This is a genomic window from Pseudomonas viridiflava, from assembly GCF_003702045.1.
GTDB classification, from domain to species: Bacteria; Pseudomonadota; Gammaproteobacteria; order Pseudomonadales; family Pseudomonadaceae; genus Aquipseudomonas; species Aquipseudomonas viridiflava_C.
Map to the genome: position 1 here is coordinate 32,723 of NZ_RBTP01000065.1, position 17,504 is coordinate 50,226.

Consider the following 17,504-nt stretch of genomic DNA (forward strand, 5'->3'; position numbering starts at 1 on the left):
CGTTGCACCAAGGTGATTTACGCCCAGCCCGACCGGCTCAATCCTTCTGCCTTGAACACCAGCGCCTTCAAGCCGCCGTCCTCGCGTGCATCGGGAAACTCCGGCGGGTTTTCCAAGCGTTGCTCGAAGCGCAGACAGGGTGCTTCGATTGCGGTGTGCTCAATCAAAAACGTAGGTCCCAGCGCAGGATCATTCATGCAGGCCAGCACCAGACCGTCCTCCTCCAGCAGTTCCGGCAGACGTCGCAGAACGCGCTGATAGTCCTTATCGAGCATAAAGCTGCCTTTTTGAAAGGAGGGCGGGTCGACGATGATCAGGTCGTAAGGACCCGAGCGCGTGACCTTGGCCCAAGACTTGAACAGGTCGTGGCCCAGGAACGTGACGCGGCTCAGGTCATGCTCATTGAGGCGATGATTTTCACGCCCGCGGTTGAGCGCGGCGCGGGCCATGTCCAGGTTCACCACATGATCGGCACCGCCTGCAATGGCCGCGACCGAGAAGCCGCAAGTGTAGGCGAACAGGTTGAGTATTCGCTTGCCCTTGGCCTGAGCCTGCACCCATTCGCGGCCGTAGCGCATGTCCAGGAACAGGCCGGTGTTCTGCTTCTTGCCGAAATCAATGATGTAGCGCAGGCCGTTTTCAGTGATGACCCACTCATCGACCTGTTCGCCACACAGCCACTGGGTTGTACTTTGTGGCAGGTAACGGTGCTGCAACAGCAGGGTATGGGCCTGGCTGTGTTGCCATTGAGGCGTCTCGATCAGATCCAGCAGCAGATCATTCAACGCCGCAAGTTCGGACGCTTCGGGCTCCTTGAACAGCGACACCAGCACCACGCCCTGCATCCAGTCCACCGTGACGTGCTCCAGCCCCGGCCAGACACGACCTCGTCCATGAAACAAACGGCGCGTTTCAGTGGGAACATGGCTCAGAGCATTGAGCAGGTGCTGTTGCAGGATGGCGAGTGTGTCGGGAGTCATGAGCGGGGTCGGTCAGAAAAAGGCGGCGTATGGTAAACCTATTTGCGCCAGTGCGAAGCGCAGGTTTCTGCTGCTCGCACTCATCGACGGCTTTCTGGAATACCAAGCCTGAAGAATCAAAGAGGGTTGTGATCAGTGATTCAAGGCAGCTTGGCGCGCACGATCCGCTTGGCTTTGACCTCGTCGGCGTAAGCCTTGAGCTGATCGGCGTCGCTGTAGAGTCGGTTGACCATCTGCAGAATGGCTGTGACGTCGACGTCTTTCATCTGCGAGGCGAGCTTGAGAATTTCGTCTGCGGTGTATTCAAGATTGGTGGCCGTGCCCTTGAGGTGCTTTTTAAGCTCCTGGGTCGACTTGTTGAGCGCCATGAGGTGTCCTGTCAGAAGTCATTGAATTCCATACCCTGAGCATGGCTTTTTCTGCGCCTACGCGCAATCCGACAAACAAGGGGCGGCCTGGGATGTTGAAAATAAACCGCCAGTCCCGGCGTGCTCGTTTCTCAATCCTCGCGGGTCAACACTTCCAACAGTTCTATGTCGAAGCTCAAATCGGAGCCTGGCTGGATGTGGGCACCCATTTTTCGGTCGCCGTACGCGAGATGGGCGGGCACCAACAGTTTGCGACGACCGCCCACTTTCATGCCCATCAGACCCTGGTCCCAGCCTTTGATAACTCGCCCCGTGCCGATCACGCATTGAAACGGCTTGCCGCGCTCGTGAGAGGAGTCGAAGACCGTGCCGTCGGTCAGGGTTCCGGTGTAATGGGTAGTGATCAAGGCACCCTTGACCACGGCTTTGCCTTCGCCGACCTGCACATCAATTATCTGTAGTTCATCGTTCATTGCCAGACACCTCTTCACTATGTACGCCACTACCTGGGCCATCCTGCGGGCCGCTTTTTCGCAGAAAACCAGGCGACTGACAACCGCTAAAACGCAAACGGGGAAGCCTCAGCTTCCCCGTCCGGTGCTGCGCAGATGATTGCTTAAAGGTTCTGCGAGCTCACGACCATCGCTTGAGCGATGTTGGCTTTCTGTTCCTGGGTAAAGCCGTCCCATACATTGACCTTTGCGTAGTAGCCCAGGCCCGCGAGGCAGTAGAGGCTCAAGGTCAGAATGATGGCGATCGAAACGAAGGTCCAGCGACCTTCGTCGTTTTCACGGGTGAAGTCACGGGACTCACTGTGGTGCGACCCGCGGGACAGCAGGCCGGAAGAAAGACGTTTGAACCATTGAAACAGGTGAAGTACAACGATGCGCAGCATGGGAACAGGTCCTCAAAGGTAAAAAAATAGGGTGGGCTATGACGCTTGCGATGTTCATCGCCTGCGTCGGGTGCAAAAGCTGAAAACGAAAAAAGCCCGTCTATGACGGGCTTTCTTTTTATGATTCTTGTCTGCGGCTTTCGGTTTCAATTAAGAGCAGCTACTGCTTTTCAATTCCCGCGCCTGCATGACGTTCTGGCAACATTTTAAAACAATTCAGATTGATCAGCCACTGTAGACCCTGCGCCGTCAGACAACTGGTCGTGAATCTGGGTGCGACAAAACGTCGCCCGGTGAAATTTGAGGGAAAAGAGAGCGGCCATTTTTCAGTCAACTCTTGTAATACTTATTCGGAGAGTGAAACGTATCTGTGTATTGTAGGATCATCTCCCGTATCCAATTTCAGGACAGTATGAACACCCGCCAGGAACCTCCGAGTTGTTTTCCTTCTTCAGCACCCTTTTGGCCAATCAACTGCATTCCATGCGGAAATGCGCCTGATTCAAGCCTTGGCCTCGTACCCGTCTTGCTTTCTTCCCCTGCCAATAGCCTTCAATCGCTTTTAGACGCTGATTTTCATCCAGACAAGATTGACTGTGCCCGGCTCAAAGCATCAAGCGCCCCCGCTCAATACTCTGTTCAGAAGGCTGAATAATTCCCATGGAATGGATTGCTGACCCTACGGCCTGGCTTGGCCTGCTGACCCTGATCGTTCTGGAACTGGTACTGGGTATCGATAACCTGGTGTTCATCGCCATTCTGGCCGACAAACTGCCACCGGCACAGCGCGATAAGGCACGCGTGATCGGCCTGTCGCTGGCCTTGATCATGCGCCTTGGCCTGCTGGCCAGTATTTCCTGGATGGTGACGCTGACCGAACCGCTGTTCGAGGTCTTCGGCAAGACGTTTTCCGGCCGCGACCTGATCATGCTGTTTGGTGGTGTGTTCCTGTTGTTCAAGGCCACTATGGAGTTGCATGAACGACTCGAAGGACACGTCGCGCAAAAGGCTGGCAATGCTGGTTATGCGCTGTTCTGGCCTATCGTGGCGCAGATCGTCGTGCTTGACGCTGTGTTCTCGCTGGACGCGGTGATTACAGCCGTCGGCATGGTCGAGCATTTGTCGGTGATGATGATCGCCGTGATCTTCTCCATCGGTCTGATGATGATCGCCAGCAAACCGCTGACCAAATTCGTCAACAGTCGCCCAACAGTCATCATGCTGTGCCTGGGCTTCCTGATGATGATCGGTTTCAGCCTGACGGCAGAGGGCTTGGGCTTCCATATTCCGAAGGGCTACCTGTACGCGGCCATCGGCTTTTCGATCCTCATTGAGGTGTTCAACCAGATCGCCCGCAAGCGCAGCAAGAAGTCGGCTCATGGTCATCTTCCACGCCGCGAGCGCGCTGCCCATGCCGTCATGCGCCTGTTGGGTGGCCGCAGGTTGGAGTCGGGTGATGTCGACGAAGAAATCATCGAAATGATGGAGGGCGAGGGCACTGAGCCAGTGTTCGACCGTCGCGAGCGCGTGATGATCAGCGGCGTCCTGCAGCTGGCAGAACGCCCGATCCGCACCGTCATGACGCCTCGTGCCGAAATCGATTACATCGACCTGAGCGACGACGCGGAAAAAATTCGCCTGAAGCTGATGCATTCTTCCTATTCGCGTTTGCCATTGATCGGCGAGGGCGGCATTGATGAGCCGCTAGGCTTCGTCCACAAGAAGGAACTGCTCAAGGAACTGCTGTCCGGTAATGAGCCCGATCTGAAGCTGTTGTCCCGCAAAGCGATCAACCTGCTGGAGAACTTCACGATCCTCAATGCGTTGGAACAGATGCGCAAGGAATCGACTCACATTGCGTTCGTGGTCAACGAGTTCGGCGACTTCATCGGCGTGCTGAGCATGACCGATATTCTGGAGTCGATTGCGGGTCAACTGCCTGACGCCAGCGAAGTGGAAGGGCCGGACATCGTGGCGCAGGGTGATGACTTCATCGTTTCAGGTGCCTTGAACCTGAGCCTTATTCGTGAACGAACCGGTTTTCAGGCCAAGGCCACCGATGACTATCAGACGCTGGCGGGACTGGTCATGAGCCTGCTGGATCGTCTGCCGACGATGGGCGACAGTCTTCAGTGGCAGGGGTGGGACCTCAAGGTCGTGGGCGTTGAAGAACGCCGGGTTACCCGGGTGCTATTGCAGCGCCAGGCTGGAGAACACACGGGTAAATAACGACACGAAGCGATAAGTGAAAACGGGCCGAAAGGCCTGTTTTTCATGGGTTTGCGGTTTGTCGTCCGGTCGCAACGAAGGAATTCCACGCGTGGTCTATTCTGCGAAAACCCCGTGGCTTCACTGAGCAGTCAGCCACTCCATGAACGGAGACCGTCATGACTGCTGCCTTCATCTTCAATCCCAACCTGACCTACGACGTGATTTTCAGCGGCAAGCGCTATCCGGTATGGCGCATTCGCGAACGCAAGGTCTACGCCTACCTCGAACATGACCCTCGACGTGACTGGAGTGGCGAAGTAGGCACTTTGAGCCTGGGCACTTTACAGCGCCTGGTCGACCATGAGGGGCAGACCATCGCTTACATCTTGGGCACCGAAGTGCGAGACACCAAGGGGCACCGTTTCTCGCTGACGGAGGTCAAGGATTAGGCAGCAACGCTTCTGGCGATGAAACGCTGAGGGATTCAGGGAAGATGGCTCCCTTCAAGGTTGTAACCGGACCTGAGGTGAGGGAGCCTGCACCAGAATCGCTATTTGCGACGAGGGCGTGATACGACAGACTCGATGTTCTTGCGACCGATCAACATGGGCCGTGCAGGCTCCTTGATCTCAGGCGCATCGCCCAACCACTTGAACATCACCAGACAATCCACCAGCCCTAGGCGAGCATGCCGGTAAGCCTTGGGCAAGCGACCCACTGTTTCAAAGCCGAGCTTGCGCCACAGCGCGACGGCCACCTCATTGGCGGCCACCACCGAATTGAACTGCATGGCCAGAAAACCACTGCCCCGCGCCAACTGCTGCGAATGCTCGCACATCAGCCGCGCTATGCCCCTGCCACGTGCAGCCTCCGTCACCATGTAACCGCAGTTGCACACATGGTTCCCGGGACCTGCCGCATTGGCTTTCAGGTAGTAACTGCCCAGCAACTGGCCGTCTTCTTCCGCAATCAGCGTGTGCTGGGGCAGATTGAGCCACACGTCACGCGCCTGCTCGAATGTCAGCGCCGGGTCGTAGGCGTAGGTTTCCTGCGCCTGGACGACTGAATGGAAGGTGGGCCAGAAGTGGTCGAAGTCGGCTGGGGTCATGGGGCGGATGTGGATCATGCGGGGCCTTTGGTGGAGATGTTCAGGTGCTGGGCTTGGGGGTGGGAGCACCTTATTCGTTGGGGGAGGTGGGTGCAAGGCTAAGGGACGGTATTGCCAACAGGGTGCGACTTGTCGCGAGACGCTCACCAACAGAGACTGACGTCTGGAATGTTTACGTTACGCAGAAGAAGTACACCTCGGCTCTTGCAGTTAATGCTAACAACCTGCAGTCCATCAACCCTTGCGGGTCGATGGCGCTGTTAGTTAGCGTCAGTCCGAGATAGGAGTGCGCCAGTCGTCAGAACCGGAGGTACCGCATGCCTCGTGGGTCCAGGTGATCTTGCGATAGGTGAAGTGCACGTCTTCAAGGTGTGTGAAATGGGAGTTACCGGGGTCCTGACAGTTATGCATATAGTCCTTTATTTCAACGATCGTCGCGTCTTCCAGATGGGTCGTGTAATAAAGCTCCTGATTACCTTTGATTGACGTGCGGTACCATTGAATGGTGACTTCACTCAGGCGCTCGCCCGATGTAAGTGCCGCTAGCAGCAGAGGCGATGCTTTATCAAACACTTTGGTAATGCACAAAGCTTTGTGCACGCGTTGTCCCGTGGGCTGGCCCGATTGAGGGTCACGGGGAACAGTGATTTCATGGCTGAACGCTTGCACCATCGCCTGGTCTTCATGACCTTCCTGATAGACATTTCCAACTGACTGCGCTGTGAATGCATTTGTAGTGATCAGCCCCTGTTTTTCGCCAGTGATTGAGATGTAAGCAGGTGTTGCCATTGCACGTTCTCCTACAAGTATCGATTGTTCCAGCGAACAATGTGAACGCTGGTGTTCGTTCGATTAACAAGAACTGTGCCACTCGATAGACGCTTGATGTATTGCTTGGCTTTGCTCAGGTCATGAGTAAGTTCGAGCGTTTCGGAGGCTGTTCTTTTTGTAAAAGTGGTGCAAGTTATTGCGCGGCGTGTAGGTAATCTGCGCAGTACACCAATGTGCTTGATATTATTGATTTAAAAAGAGTAGAGGGTAATGATGATCGCAAAGTGGTGCGCAAAGAATTGCACGACAGCCTCTCACGGTCAGGCATTAAGTAGTGGGATAAGGTTTGATGCTTCCGAATAAATATTCAGAGATGCAAAGTGTTCGTCTCTCGAGAATCCTACATGTGGTTGCTTGCATAGTGTAGGAAAATTCTGAAAGAGCTTTTTGTGCAAGATGGATGCTTGTTAAGTTCGCGTTTGGTCGTTAGTGTGCGCATCGTATTCGAGATAGCTGATTGCTTATTAGGGAAATAGTAGTGGCTCGCATGGACAAATTGTCTGCTGTTTACCGCCTTGTGGGTGAACAGCCTGTATCGAGCCACGATTATGCTGGCGAAGATATTCGTTATTCGGGGGATTTCGAGGCGCTGGAGGCTCACCTGAACAGCGAACACGCCGTGCTGGGTAACGGTCATGTTGATTGGGCGAAAGTTCTTGAGCTGTGTGAGCGTATATTGCGTCAACACTCCAAGGATTTGCGCGTCGCCTGCTGGTTAACGTGGGCACTCTATAAGAGTGAGGCGTTTCCAGGGCTATTGGCAGGTATTGGTCTACTGCGGTATTTGTGTGAGAACCATTGGCACGTTTTGTATCCGCGTAAGCTCAGAACCCGCGGTGCAGCGATTTTGTGGCTATTGCCTCGGCTTGAAGGCGCGCTTGCCAAAGACGTATCCATCAGAAAGCAGCTCCCGTTGTTTAAGAAGCTGTCAGAGAATTTGGAGGCTCTGGATGTGCTTCTGGGACAATACCTGGGTGAAGAGTCGCCTTTATTGTTACCCCTTCGTCGGCGATTGTCGCGCATGCTCGATCTTGCGTCTCAGGATGAAAAAGAGCCATTCACTATTGCGACGCAAGTCAAGGAAATTACATCGCAGCTTTTCAGCCCTCCCTCTGTCGACAATGAGAAAGAGGCCCGTAAAGCGCTTGCGGTTCATCAGGAAATCACGCAGTCGCTATGCGCCTGGTGGCTGAGGCAGAAAGCGACAGATCCACGAGCCCTGCGCCTTAGCCGGACGGTGCTTTGGCTAACAATTGACGTCGCTCCCGTTTGCAATGCTGAGCATGTGACGGTTTTGCGTGGGATACCGTTGGACCGATTGAATAATTACAAGGAGCGTCTTGAACAGGGGAAATATGCCGACCTCATCGTGGATCTGGAACTGAGTATCGCGCGGTCGCCGTACTGGCTTGATGGTCAGCGGATGGTCTGGGAGTGCCTGCAGGCAATAGGCGCTGATGGTGCGACTCGTGAAGTAGAAGTGCAGTTAGCGCTGTTTCTGCAAAGAGTACCCGGCATCGTTGAGCTGCGGTTCCACGACGGCCAGCCGTTCGCAGAGGATACAACGCGCAGTTGGATACGGAGTCACGTGATGCCCCATGTGATACCGCCTCAGCTTGAGGGCGCTCCAAGTAAAAAACATACCCGGCAGGCGTGGGACGTCGTGCTGGAAGAAGTGATTCCCATGCTGCCGGGAAACGGATTCAAAAACGCGGTCTATGTATTGATTCAACATTTGAAAGATGCAAGCAGTGAACGGGCTCGTTTCTTCTGGCAGTTAGGGATTGCTCGTCTTTGCTACCAGGCAAAACGATACGAGTTGGCCCGTATTCAGTTGGAAATTCTTGAACATCGGCTTCGCAGCGCAGGTCTTGAAGCTTGGGAGTCTGAGGCTTTTCTGGACGTGTCATGGTTGTTATATCGCTGTTACGAAGCGCTGCCGATCAGTCCTGAATTATTGGAAAGTAAAGACTTACTGTATCGGCGGTTGTGTCAGTACGATTTCGAAACACTATTGAATAATCAATAATGGCTACACTGATAAGGAGGTAGCGCGATGGCCAAAGAAGGCTCTGTTGCGCCCAAAGAACGCATCAATGTTACATTTAAACCGGCAACGGGTGATGCGCAGGAAGAGATTGAACTGCCGCTTAAACTATTGGTGTTAGGAGATTTTACTCAACGGCTCGATGAGCGAAAGCTCGAAGATCGAAAGTCGATCAGCATCGACAAGAGTAATTTTGACGAGGTGCTGGCAAAGCAGGCGCTGAAGGTCACATTGAACGTCCCTAATCGGTTGCAACCTGAGGGTGATGTCGAAGAGTTGGCAGTCAGCATCAATATCAGCGCCTTAAGCGATTTCAATCCGGCCAGTCTTGTCGATCAGATACCTGAACTCAGGAAGCTTATGGAATTGCGTGATGCACTCATGGCACTCAAAGGGCCATTGGGTAATACGCCTGCGTTCCGTAAGGCAATAGAAAAGGTCCTTGCCGATGAGGCATCACGTCATCGGGTGCTTGGAGAGCTCGGCCTTGATGCAGGGAAGTAATGAAGTGTCTGGAACATCAGGGAGAAATCTATGAGCATGCAAACCAAGCAACAATTCGAACATGAGTACGGAGAACACGGCATTCTCGATCAAATTATTGCTGAGACAAAGATGTCACCGGGTGATGAGGCTTACGCGATAGCAAAACGCGGCATCGCAGCGTTTATCGAAGAGCTGCTGAAACCCCACAATAGTGCCGAACCTGTAAAAAAGGCGCTTGTCGATAGAATGATTACCGAGATCGATGGCAAATTAAGCGCTCAAATGGATGAAATTCTCCATCACACTGAATTTCAAACGCTTGAGTCGTCATGGCGTGGGCTGAAGTTGCTGATCGACAGAACCGATTTTCGGGAAAATATTAAAGTCGAGATGCTGAGCGTCTCCAAGCAAGACTTGCTGGATGACTTCGAGGATTCGCCCGAAGTGTTCCAGTCAGGCCTCTATAAACATATCTACACCGCGGAGTACGGACAGTTTGGGGGCAGTCCGGTAGGGGCAATCATTGCGAACTACTACTTCTCGCCCAGCTCCCCTGATGTGAAGACCATGCAGTACGTGTCCAGCGTAGCCTGTATGGCTCATGCGCCCTTCATCGCTGCAGCCGGGCCTGGTTTTTTCGGTTTGGAGCAGTTTACGGGACTGCCTGATCTTAAAGACTTGAGGGATCATTTCGAGGGCCCACAGTTTGCAAAATGGCAAAGTTTCCGTCAGCAGGAAGATGCGCGCTATTTCGCGCTGACCGTTCCTCGTTTCCTGCTGAGAAGCCCCTACGATCCTGAAGAGAACCCGGTAAAGACCTTTGCTTACCGAGAGAGTGTTGCCAATGACCATGAGCATTATCTCTGGGGTAACACCGTCTATGCCTTCGGAACACGCTTCACCGAAAGTTTCGCTAGGTTTCGGTGGTGCCCCAATATCATAGGTCCTCAAAGCGGAGGCGCAGTAGAAGACCTGCCGTTGCATCATTTTCAGAGCATGGGGGAGATCGAAACAAAAATACCGACCGAGGTACTGATCTCCGATCGTCGGGAATATGAGCTGGCGGAAGAAGGATTTATCGCACTGACTATGCGAAAGGGGAGTGACAATGCGGCCTTTTTCTCTGCGAACTCAGTACAAAAGCCTAAGTTTTTTGGAAATAATCCCGAAGGTAAAACAGCAGAGCTGAATTACAAGCTGGGCACCCAGTTACCGTACATGATGATTGTCAATCGTCTGGCTCATTATCTAAAGGTACTGCAGCGCGAGCAGATCGGGTCATGGAAGGAGCGAACCGACCTTGAACTTCAACTGAACAAGTGGATACGACAGTATGTTGCTGATCAGGAAAATCCAAGTGCTGAAGTTCGTGGTCGTCGTCCTCTGCGGTCTGCACATGTGACCGTCAGTGATGTCGAGGGCGATCCAGGGTGGTACCGGGTGGGGCTGAATGTACGCCCGCATTTTAAATACATGGGGGCCGCCTTTACTCTTTCACTTGTCGGAAAGATGGATAAGGAATGAGTCGGTGCGGAAGTCTCTTTGAGCGGCTCGGCGGTCTGTCTGAAGAATGGCGCGGTCTGGATCGTGAGGCTTGTTCATTGGCCTCCATCGCCGCGCACCTTTCTCGGCTGTTAAGTACTCGGGAGGGCAGCGTTAAAATGCTCGCCGATTATGGCCTGCCTGACCTGAATGATAGGCAACTAAGCCTTCACGATACCCTGCGGCAGTCTCAGAAAAAGATAGAGCATTTCGTCCGAACGTACGAGCCGCGCTTGAGCGATATAAGGGTGGTCGCAGAACCACAGGCTAGCGACGCACTTGTGCTGACATTTTCCATCAGGGCTTTACTGAATGTTGATGGCTTGAAGAAAGACGTGGTGTTTCATGCTTCACTGAACGGCCGTGGGATGACAGCCGTCAGTTGTCATTAACCGTTGGCTACATGAAGAGTCTTTGTGTATCGCAGCACTAAGCGAGCAGTGCTGTTCACGGGGTCGGCACCCTCAGTTTAATGTGAACTCAAACCAGGTAAATGAACGTTGTCTTTTAATGACTACTATCAGGATGAACTGTCAGCGTTGCATAAGCTGGGTCGTCGTTTTTCCGAACGAAACCCTGCGCTTGCGCCATTTTTAGGACAGACGGGAAATGATCCGGATGTTGAGCGGCTGCTTGAAGGTTTTGCGTTTCTGACAGGACGACTGCGTCAGAAACTGGATGATGAATTACCCGAGCTGACCCATTCGCTGATGCAGTTGCTATGGCCTAATTACATGCGGCCGCTGCCATCGGTCAGTATGCTCCAGTTCGAGCCGTTGCTCAGGTCTGGGCCTGCCGTGCTTGTAGAGCGTTCAACGCCTGTCGAAAGCGAGCCCGTCAATGGGCTGGCCTGTCGTTTTCGCACCTGTTTCCCAACCGCAGTGCTGCCCCTTCAATTACAAAGCCTGAATCACTCGCCAACAGGCTGCGGTGCAACGTTGAAATTGCGTTTCGTGATGACGTGCGACGGTCATATGGGTGAGCTCGAAATGACCCGACTGCGTCTACACTTCGCGGGTGACACGCATGTCAGTCAGGCGTTGTATCTGGCATTGATGCGCAAGCTCAAGAGGATTGCTCTCTATCCCCTTGATGCCGATGGTCAGCCGTTGCCTAACAGCGATGGGCAGCCGATCAAGTTTCATATTTCAATCAGCGAGATCCACGCAGTGGGCTTTGCAGAAGAAGAGGCATTGATACCTTACCCATTGAACAGCTTTCGTGGGTATCGCCACTTGCAAGAATATTTCTTTTTTCGAGAGAAGTTTATGTTTGTGGACGTTACGGGGTTGGGTGTCCTCAATGCTCTGCCTGACAGTGTGCTGAAACATGTGAAGGGCATGGAGTTGGTGTTCGATATCGACTGCCCCAGCATCCAGCGTGTGCGTCCAACCCGGGATAACGTACAATTGTATTGCACGCCCGTTGTCAACTTATTCAAGCAAGACGCATTGCCCATCTTGGTCGATGCCAGACGAGATGAATACTTGCTATTACCCTCTGGGGACGGAATCGAAGGTTGCGCGGTCTACTCAGTTGACAGAGTGACAGGTTGGCAGTCAGGTGGGCTGGGTCATCGCGAGTATGTTGTATTCGAGTCCTTTGAACATGAGCCCGGTATGGTGCCTGGGAGCGTAAGACCTTTTTATAGTGTCCGACAACGTGCATCTGTGCAGCATGAGGGGCTGGACACTTATTTGAGCTTTGCCCATCACGGTACCGAATACGATGAAACAGTGTCCATCGAACTCACCTGCACGAATAACAACCTTCCGTTAAAGATCAAGCCCGGCGGAATTTGCCATGCGTGTGAGGGGACGCCGGATTTTCTTCGATTCCGTAACATCACCCCCACAACCCCCAGTTATCCGCCACCCGTCAGCGGGGATTTCCTATGGCGTGTGATTAGCAATATGTCACTTAACTACTTGTCGCTGACCAATATTGATGCGTTGAAAATTATTCTAGAGACGTATGACCTGCCACGCCATTACGACCAGCAGGCTTCAAAAGCAAGTCAGCACTTGCTCAAAGGTCTCCAGTCTATCCGTCATCAATCTGCCGATCGGCTTTATAAGGGGCGGCCGGTACGCGGTGTTAAAACGGAACTGACGATCAATCCTGACGGCTACGGAGGTGAGGGCACGCTTTTTTTACTGGCGTCTGTGCTCAACGAGTTTTTCGCCTTGTATGCCAGCCTCAATTCATTTCATGAGCTGACAGTAATAAGTACGCACGGAGACACCTACACATGGATTCCTCGCATGGGGCTTCAGCCGCTGCTTTGATCGCCCTGAGTCGTACAATTCGCGAGTATTCAGTCTATCAGGCCATTCCTCTGATTCTGAACGTGCTGCGCGGTATTCATCCCGAAATGGATGATGAACAGTTACATGGTTTTCTTGAACTGAGGGCCAATCCAAGTCTTGGTTTTCCCGGATGTGATATTGAACGTCTCGACCTGTTTCAGGAAGGCGGCCTTACGCACGTGCGACTGTGCCTGAACGTCATCAGCCTCGTCGGGTCGGGTTCTCCGTTACCCGCTTTTTACGTTGAGCAGGCGTTGGGTGATGGAGGAAGTTCCAATACGACATGTGATTTTCTAGATATTTTTCATCACCGGCTTCAGAGGTTATTGCCGCAGGTGTGGCGAAAATATCGTTATAACACCGTTTTCATCCCCGGCGCGAAAGACCGATTTTCCGAACATTTATTTGCTCTGATTGGACTTGGCGGAGAAAGGATCAGAGCGACAACCGAGCTGGACTGGAAGCGGCTCTTGCCTTACTTGGGGCTTCTGAGCTTGCGGGCGCATTCTGCGGCGTTGATCGAATCCGTTCTTCGCTACTACTTCAAGCATGAGGCGGTGTTTATAGAACAGTGCATGGAGCGTGTCGTACTCATCAGTTCAATTCAGTGCAATTCGCTGGGCAAGGCCAACCATCGGCTTGGGGAGGACGCGGTACTGGGAGAGCGCATTCGAGATCGAAGCGGAAAATTTCGGGTTCACATAAAAGCACTTTGTTGGGAGCGCTTTCATGAGTTTCTTCCCACTGGCGCCGGGCATCAGCCTCTGAGGGCGCTCGTACGTTTTACCCAGCGCGATTTTCTGGATTACGACGTTGCTCTTGGATTGCGGCGAGAAGAAATCCGGGAACTGCGCGTCGGACAAGGCAACGTTTGCCTCCTCGGTTGGACCAGTTGGCTTGGGCGCGAGCGGGCGGACGGTATCGTGACGCTAGGCCAGTCGAATCTATAAGGACAACTATCCATGATCAACGTAGATCTGCAACAACGGGTCAGTGTGCTCAATGACCCGATTCGAAACGATCTCGAAAGCTGCACCGTGCGTTGCGTGGCGAGAGGTGGCGTAAAGATTCTTGTGGAAGATCTGCTATTGGCGCTGTTGGAGCGTGTCGGAAACCGTTTGGAATGCAGAGGGGTTAAGTTCGAGTACTCCAAGCCTTTGGTCACTTATTTACACGATCAATGTACTCAGGACGACAAAGGCGCGCGCAGAATTGACCGCTTGCTGGATTCCCGCGTGACTCCTTTTATTGCTGACCGCTTGCTCCTCGCCATGTTCAATGGCTTACAGACAAGTGGTGTTCATGCAACGCTTGACGCTGCTGGTCTCGTAACCTGTGAGTTCAATTAGGATGAGCCCCGATTTCACTTCAGCACCAAATTCTGCGACGTACGCGCATGCCCTGTGTTCGGCCTATGCGCGGTTATCTCAAGCGGCTGACAGCACGTTGCTTTTAAATGACTTTGTCTGCTCTGCTTGCCGCCTCAACGGCTGCGAGTTGGGCCTGCTCTTCCTGTTCGATATGACGCTCGGGCATCTGAACCTGAGTGTGCAAGTGCTCGACGGAGCCATCCAGGCAGACGCCTCCGATGGCAACGCCATTGATTACAGCTCAGAAAGCTTGCTCAAGTACACACTCTCCCAGGGCAAGCCTGTGAGTGTGAATGAAGTGGATTGCAGGCTTTACGAAACCGGCTTTCTACCCGGCGGTCCATCGGTATGGAGAACATTGTTATGCATTCCTCTGACGAACCGAGACACGGCAGTCGTCGGGCTTCTGGTATGTGCCAGTAGCGAAGGCCGGTCCTTGGAGGCGTTCGCAGAGTCGCTGGCTGTACTGGGCTCTTTCGTGCTTTCACAGCATTCACTGCTCGAACTTCGCCGGCCCCGTGCCGCATTGCCTAGTACTGAGACGGATGTATCACACTACGGACTGATCAGTGAGAGTGTAGCCATGCGAGAGACCTGTCGTCTTGTTGGCAAGGTTATACAGAGTCCTTACACCGTCTTGCTCACCGGCGAAACCGGAACAGGAAAAGAAGTCATCTCCCGGGCGATACATGAACACGGTCCACGGCGAACCAAAGATTTCGTTGTGCAGAACTGCGCAGCACTTCCTGAGAGTCTTCTGGAAAGTGAGCTGTTTGGTTATCGAAAAGGCGCGTTCACGGGGGCTGATCGTGATCGTCGCGGTTTGTTTGATGTTGCCCACGAGGGCACGCTGTTGCTGGATGAGATCGGCGATATGCCAATGGGCCTCCAAGCCAAGCTTCTTCGTGTATTACAGGAGGGCGAGATCCGTCCGTTGGGCTCTAATACGGTGCGAAAGGTCAATGTGCGCATCATCGCTGCCACGCATCGCGATTTGCCAGCGTTGATCGCTGAAGGTCGTTTTCGCGAAGACCTCTATTATCGACTTGCTCAGTTTCCTATCGCATTACCCCCTCTGCGAGAACGCATTGAAGATATTGAACCAATGGCCAGGCATTTTGCGGCATCCGCTTGTATTGCCCTTAAGCGTGAGCCGGTTCAATGGTCACACCCTGCGCTCGCGGCGCTATCTGGGTACGCTTTTCCGGGCAATGTCCGGCAGCTGAAAGGTTTTGTCGAGCGCGCTGTGTTGCTTAGCGAGTGCGGTGAATTGTTGCCCGAACACTTTTCGGTGGGACAAGGCACTGAAGTTTCCTGTCGGGGGCTTACGTTTCGTGAGCGGATGGAACAGTTTGAAAAAGGCCTGTTAATTGAATACCTGCGCAGCCATAACGGTAATCGTACGTTGACGGCGCGAACGCTGGGATTATCCCGGCGTACCTTACTCTATCGCATGGCTCATCTAAATATCGGTAAAGCCAGGCAATAACGTCATCAGCATCAGTCACTCACTGACGCAGTGAGTTTATGGAGAACGAATGAAGGCATTCAGTCGCGGATTTTCTGTGCTTTTTTTAATTGTTATAGCCGTATTTTCCAGCGGATGCAGGGGGCCCCTAAAGTTCAATGATGACGCGTATAGGCTGTTGGGTAATACGAGCCCAATCGATCACGGCCACCAATAGAAAGAGATCTGTTCATGGAGCTGTTACTTGAAGTAATTAATGGGTCTGAGCTGAAAAGTGGCTGTTCGCCCTCATGGGCGTTCAGGCCGGCTGGCGGCATAATAGGGCGCAATTTTGATTGCGAGTGGTGCATCGACGATCAGGATTCATATATATCCAGGCAGCACGTATGCATCACATCTGAACACACTGCATTCTATCTGACCGATCTCAGCCGTAATGGAATTATCGTAAACGGTATCGAGACGCTAAAAGCTGGAGTCAGGCATCGCGTCGGGCAAGGAGACACCTACCTGTTGGGAACTCTAGAGGTTCATGCACGACTCATTGAGCCTCGGGGAATGCACAGTGGTCGACAGCACCCATTACCCATTTTTGAAGGCGCGGTCGTTGGCGCGCATGATCCTTTTTTCATGCGACAGTCACCCAATAACGGTGACTGCAGTGTCGATGATTTTTCATCGTTGGCCGAGAGGCGTCTAGACACTGAAATCACCTATGTCCAGACACGCGTAGACCGCGAACAGGTGCGCTTGCCGACATGGGTGCCTGAGTCGACTCCTGTTCTGCATGAGCCGTTCTTGCAGACGCCAGATGAGGAGAACGGAACGTTCTGGCAACGGTTTGGCGAAGCGCTCGATGTGGACCTCACCAATATCGAGCCTTCGGCTTGCGAAGCATTGGCAACTCATGTCGCGCGTCTGTTCAAGCAGTGTATTGAAGGACTTGAGCACGCTTCATCGACTCGGAACGAACTCATGTCCGAATGGCAATTATCTGCGCCTGCGGTAGGTGAGCGCGACGACGCATCTGCCGAAGTACGTTTCGATTCGGTTATCCGGCAGCTTCTGCTGCGCCAATCCACGCAGGTTGCTCAAACGATTATTCGTTCATTTCGTGACTCGCAGGCCCATCAGGTCGCGCTTCTCGCGGGATGCAGGGCAATGGCGCGCTCGACACTGGAGCATTTCTCGCCACAGCGGCTGCACTGGCAATTCGAACATGAGCGTAAATCCCGCCTACGCACATGCGGAAGTCGTTGGCGAGCTTACGTGAGCCACCATCGCACACTGGCTCAGGACGACACCTGGAGCGCAGGTTTGTGGGCTCGAGACTTCACGAGCGCCTATGACGAGCAGATTCGCTTAATCAACAGCCTTTAACCGGATCGATGGAGATCACGTAATGCCTTTTTATTTGGCGGGGCCCGTCCTGCTGACTGCATTCATGCTTCTTGGCGGTTGCGCCGTACTTTCACCCTACACCGCGCAAACCCGATTGGAGGTCAGCCTGACGGGAAGCGATCAACTTAATCCTGATCTGAATGGTCGACCTTCACCTGCTGTTCTGCGCTTTATGGAACTCAAGCATCCTGCTGCGTTTCAGAGCATGGATTTTTTTGCGCTCTTTGAGCGTGGCAAGGATGTTCTCGCCCAGGATCTGGTTGCCAGTGAAGAACTGGAGCTTCGTCCGGGTGAGCGTGTTGATCTCAAGCTGAGGGTGACACCGGGTAGTCGTTATGTCGGCGTGCTTGCGGCCTATCGCAACCTGGCGCAATCGCGATGGCGTTATGTGATTGAACTGACACCCCGGCAATTGACACGTGCCGACTTCACGCTTGATGAGGCAGGGCTGCATCGCAGCGACGAAGCCGCTGGAGCAGGGAGCTGAG

General features: G+C 53.4%; 18 protein-coding genes. 12 read left to right on the forward strand and 6 right to left on the reverse strand.

The genetic code is table 11. From position 1 onward, the window contains the following. Window positions 1-17: 17 nt before the first annotated feature. From ALP40_RS18770 to ALP40_RS18785, 4 genes are all read right to left on the reverse strand, one after another. Complete coding sequence (locus ALP40_RS18770) at window positions 18-980, reverse strand: class I SAM-dependent methyltransferase (protein WP_122209691.1); 963 nt, start codon at window positions 978-980, stop codon at window positions 18-20. 140 nt (window positions 981-1,120) lie between these two features. Further along, a complete protein-coding gene (locus tag ALP40_RS18775; RefSeq protein ID WP_122209692.1) occupies window positions 1,121-1,348 on the reverse strand; it encodes a hypothetical protein in 228 nt (75 codons plus the stop codon). A 131-nt stretch (window positions 1,349-1,479) separates the two neighbouring features. Then, window positions 1,480-1,821: an FKBP-type peptidyl-prolyl cis-trans isomerase gene (locus ALP40_RS18780; RefSeq protein ID WP_122209693.1), complete on the reverse strand. Its 342-nt coding sequence runs from the start codon at window positions 1,819-1,821 to the stop codon at window positions 1,480-1,482. A gap of 143 nt (window positions 1,822-1,964) precedes the next feature. Beyond that, a complete protein-coding gene (locus ALP40_RS18785; protein WP_122209694.1) occupies window positions 1,965-2,243 on the reverse strand; it encodes a hypothetical protein in 279 nt (92 codons plus the stop codon). A gap of 660 nt (window positions 2,244-2,903) precedes the next feature. On the opposite strand from ALP40_RS18785, the gene ALP40_RS18790 reads away from it, so the two are divergent. Together ALP40_RS18790 and ALP40_RS18795 are read left to right on the forward strand one after the other, a co-directional pair. Beyond that, a complete protein-coding gene (locus ALP40_RS18790; protein ID WP_122209695.1) occupies window positions 2,904-4,472 on the forward strand; it encodes a TerC family protein in 1,569 nt (522 codons plus the stop codon). A gap of 158 nt (window positions 4,473-4,630) precedes the next feature. Further along, on the forward strand, window positions 4,631-4,903 hold the full coding sequence (locus tag ALP40_RS18795) for a hypothetical protein (RefSeq protein ID WP_122209696.1): 273 nt from the start codon (window positions 4,631-4,633) through the stop codon (window positions 4,901-4,903). A 101-nt stretch (window positions 4,904-5,004) separates the two neighbouring features. On the opposite strand, the gene ALP40_RS18800 is transcribed toward ALP40_RS18795, so the two are convergent. Then, the gene (locus tag ALP40_RS18800; protein ID WP_122209697.1) at window positions 5,005-5,580 is read right to left on the reverse strand and encodes a GNAT family N-acetyltransferase; all 576 of its coding nucleotides are present in this window, start codon (window positions 5,578-5,580) and stop codon (window positions 5,005-5,007) included. A 252-nt stretch (window positions 5,581-5,832) separates the two neighbouring features. Then, window positions 5,833-6,351 (reverse strand): Hcp family type VI secretion system effector, encoded by a 519-nt coding sequence (locus ALP40_RS18805; protein ID WP_122209698.1) that lies wholly within the window; start codon window positions 6,349-6,351, stop codon window positions 5,833-5,835. 520 nt (window positions 6,352-6,871) lie between these two features. Here ALP40_RS18805 and tssA point away from each other — a divergent pair. The 10 genes from tssA (at window position 6,872) to tssJ (ending at window position 17,503) form a co-directional block, all read left to right on the forward strand. Continuing rightward, the gene (gene tssA, locus ALP40_RS18810; protein ID WP_122209699.1) at window positions 6,872-8,422 is read left to right on the forward strand and encodes a type VI secretion system protein TssA; all 1,551 of its coding nucleotides are present in this window, start codon (window positions 6,872-6,874) and stop codon (window positions 8,420-8,422) included. 27 nt (window positions 8,423-8,449) lie between these two features. Then, window positions 8,450-8,944 (forward strand): type VI secretion system contractile sheath small subunit, encoded by a 495-nt coding sequence (gene tssB / locus ALP40_RS18815; RefSeq protein WP_122209700.1) that lies wholly within the window; start codon window positions 8,450-8,452, stop codon window positions 8,942-8,944. 30 nt (window positions 8,945-8,974) lie between these two features. Beyond that, on the forward strand, window positions 8,975-10,450 hold the full coding sequence (tssC, locus tag ALP40_RS18820; RefSeq protein ID WP_122209701.1) for a type VI secretion system contractile sheath large subunit: 1,476 nt from the start codon (window positions 8,975-8,977) through the stop codon (window positions 10,448-10,450). Then, a complete protein-coding gene (gene tssE / locus ALP40_RS18825; RefSeq protein WP_122209702.1) occupies window positions 10,447-10,860 on the forward strand; it encodes a type VI secretion system baseplate subunit TssE in 414 nt (137 codons plus the stop codon). Before tssC ends, tssE begins: the two co-directional genes overlap by 4 nt. Before the next feature lie 108 nt (window positions 10,861-10,968). Then, on the forward strand, window positions 10,969-12,756 hold the full coding sequence (gene tssF, locus ALP40_RS18830; RefSeq protein WP_122209703.1) for a type VI secretion system baseplate subunit TssF: 1,788 nt from the start codon (window positions 10,969-10,971) through the stop codon (window positions 12,754-12,756). Next, entirely contained in the window at window positions 12,720-13,727 is a 1,008-nt protein-coding gene (gene tssG, locus ALP40_RS18835; protein WP_122209704.1) for a type VI secretion system baseplate subunit TssG, read from the forward strand. Before tssF ends, tssG begins: the two co-directional genes overlap by 37 nt. 12 nt (window positions 13,728-13,739) lie before the next feature. Then, window positions 13,740-14,126 (forward strand): hypothetical protein, encoded by a 387-nt coding sequence (locus tag ALP40_RS18840; RefSeq protein ID WP_122209705.1) that lies wholly within the window; start codon window positions 13,740-13,742, stop codon window positions 14,124-14,126. A 1-nt stretch (window position 14,127) separates the two neighbouring features. Beyond that, complete coding sequence (locus ALP40_RS18845) at window positions 14,128-15,636, forward strand: sigma 54-interacting transcriptional regulator (RefSeq protein WP_122209706.1); 1,509 nt, start codon at window positions 14,128-14,130, stop codon at window positions 15,634-15,636. A 210-nt stretch (window positions 15,637-15,846) separates the two neighbouring features. After that, window positions 15,847-16,995 carry a type VI secretion system-associated FHA domain protein gene (locus ALP40_RS18850; protein ID WP_122209707.1) on the forward strand — a complete coding sequence of 383 codons (1,149 nt, stop codon included), beginning with the start codon at window positions 15,847-15,849 and terminating at the stop codon, window positions 16,993-16,995. A 22-nt stretch (window positions 16,996-17,017) separates the two neighbouring features. Continuing rightward, window positions 17,018-17,503 carry a type VI secretion system lipoprotein TssJ gene (tssJ, locus tag ALP40_RS18855; protein WP_122209708.1) on the forward strand — a complete coding sequence of 162 codons (486 nt, stop codon included), beginning with the start codon at window positions 17,018-17,020 and terminating at the stop codon, window positions 17,501-17,503. Window position 17,504 lies beyond the last annotated feature (1 nt).

Coding starts and splice junctions, on each gene's coding strand:
- ALP40_RS18770 (WP_122209691.1), bottom strand. CDS start 980: ATGACTCCCGACACACTCGCCATCCTGCAACAGCACCTGCTCAATGCT.
- ALP40_RS18775 (WP_122209692.1), bottom strand. CDS start 1,348: ATGGCGCTCAACAAGTCGACCCAGGAGCTTAAAAAGCACCTCAAGGGC.
- ALP40_RS18780 (WP_122209693.1), bottom strand. CDS start 1,821: ATGAACGATGAACTACAGATAATTGATGTGCAGGTCGGCGAAGGCAAA.
- ALP40_RS18785 (WP_122209694.1), bottom strand. CDS start 2,243: ATGCTGCGCATCGTTGTACTTCACCTGTTTCAATGGTTCAAACGTCTT.
- ALP40_RS18790 (WP_122209695.1), top strand. CDS start 2,904: ATGGAATGGATTGCTGACCCTACGGCCTGGCTTGGCCTGCTGACCCTG.
- ALP40_RS18795 (WP_122209696.1), top strand. CDS start 4,631: ATGACTGCTGCCTTCATCTTCAATCCCAACCTGACCTACGACGTGATT.
- ALP40_RS18800 (WP_122209697.1), bottom strand. CDS start 5,580: ATGATCCACATCCGCCCCATGACCCCAGCCGACTTCGACCACTTCTGG.
- ALP40_RS18805 (WP_122209698.1), bottom strand. CDS start 6,351: ATGGCAACACCTGCTTACATCTCAATCACTGGCGAAAAACAGGGGCTG.
- tssB (WP_122209700.1), top strand. CDS start 8,450: ATGGCCAAAGAAGGCTCTGTTGCGCCCAAAGAACGCATCAATGTTACA.
- tssC (WP_122209701.1), top strand. CDS start 8,975: ATGAGCATGCAAACCAAGCAACAATTCGAACATGAGTACGGAGAACAC.
- tssE (WP_122209702.1), top strand. CDS start 10,447: ATGAGTCGGTGCGGAAGTCTCTTTGAGCGGCTCGGCGGTCTGTCTGAA.
- tssG (WP_122209704.1), top strand. CDS start 12,720: ATGGATTCCTCGCATGGGGCTTCAGCCGCTGCTTTGATCGCCCTGAGT.
- ALP40_RS18840 (WP_122209705.1), top strand. CDS start 13,740: ATGATCAACGTAGATCTGCAACAACGGGTCAGTGTGCTCAATGACCCG.
- ALP40_RS18845 (WP_122209706.1), top strand. CDS start 14,128: ATGAGCCCCGATTTCACTTCAGCACCAAATTCTGCGACGTACGCGCAT.
- ALP40_RS18850 (WP_122209707.1), top strand. CDS start 15,847: ATGGAGCTGTTACTTGAAGTAATTAATGGGTCTGAGCTGAAAAGTGGC.
- tssJ (WP_122209708.1), top strand. CDS start 17,018: ATGCCTTTTTATTTGGCGGGGCCCGTCCTGCTGACTGCATTCATGCTT.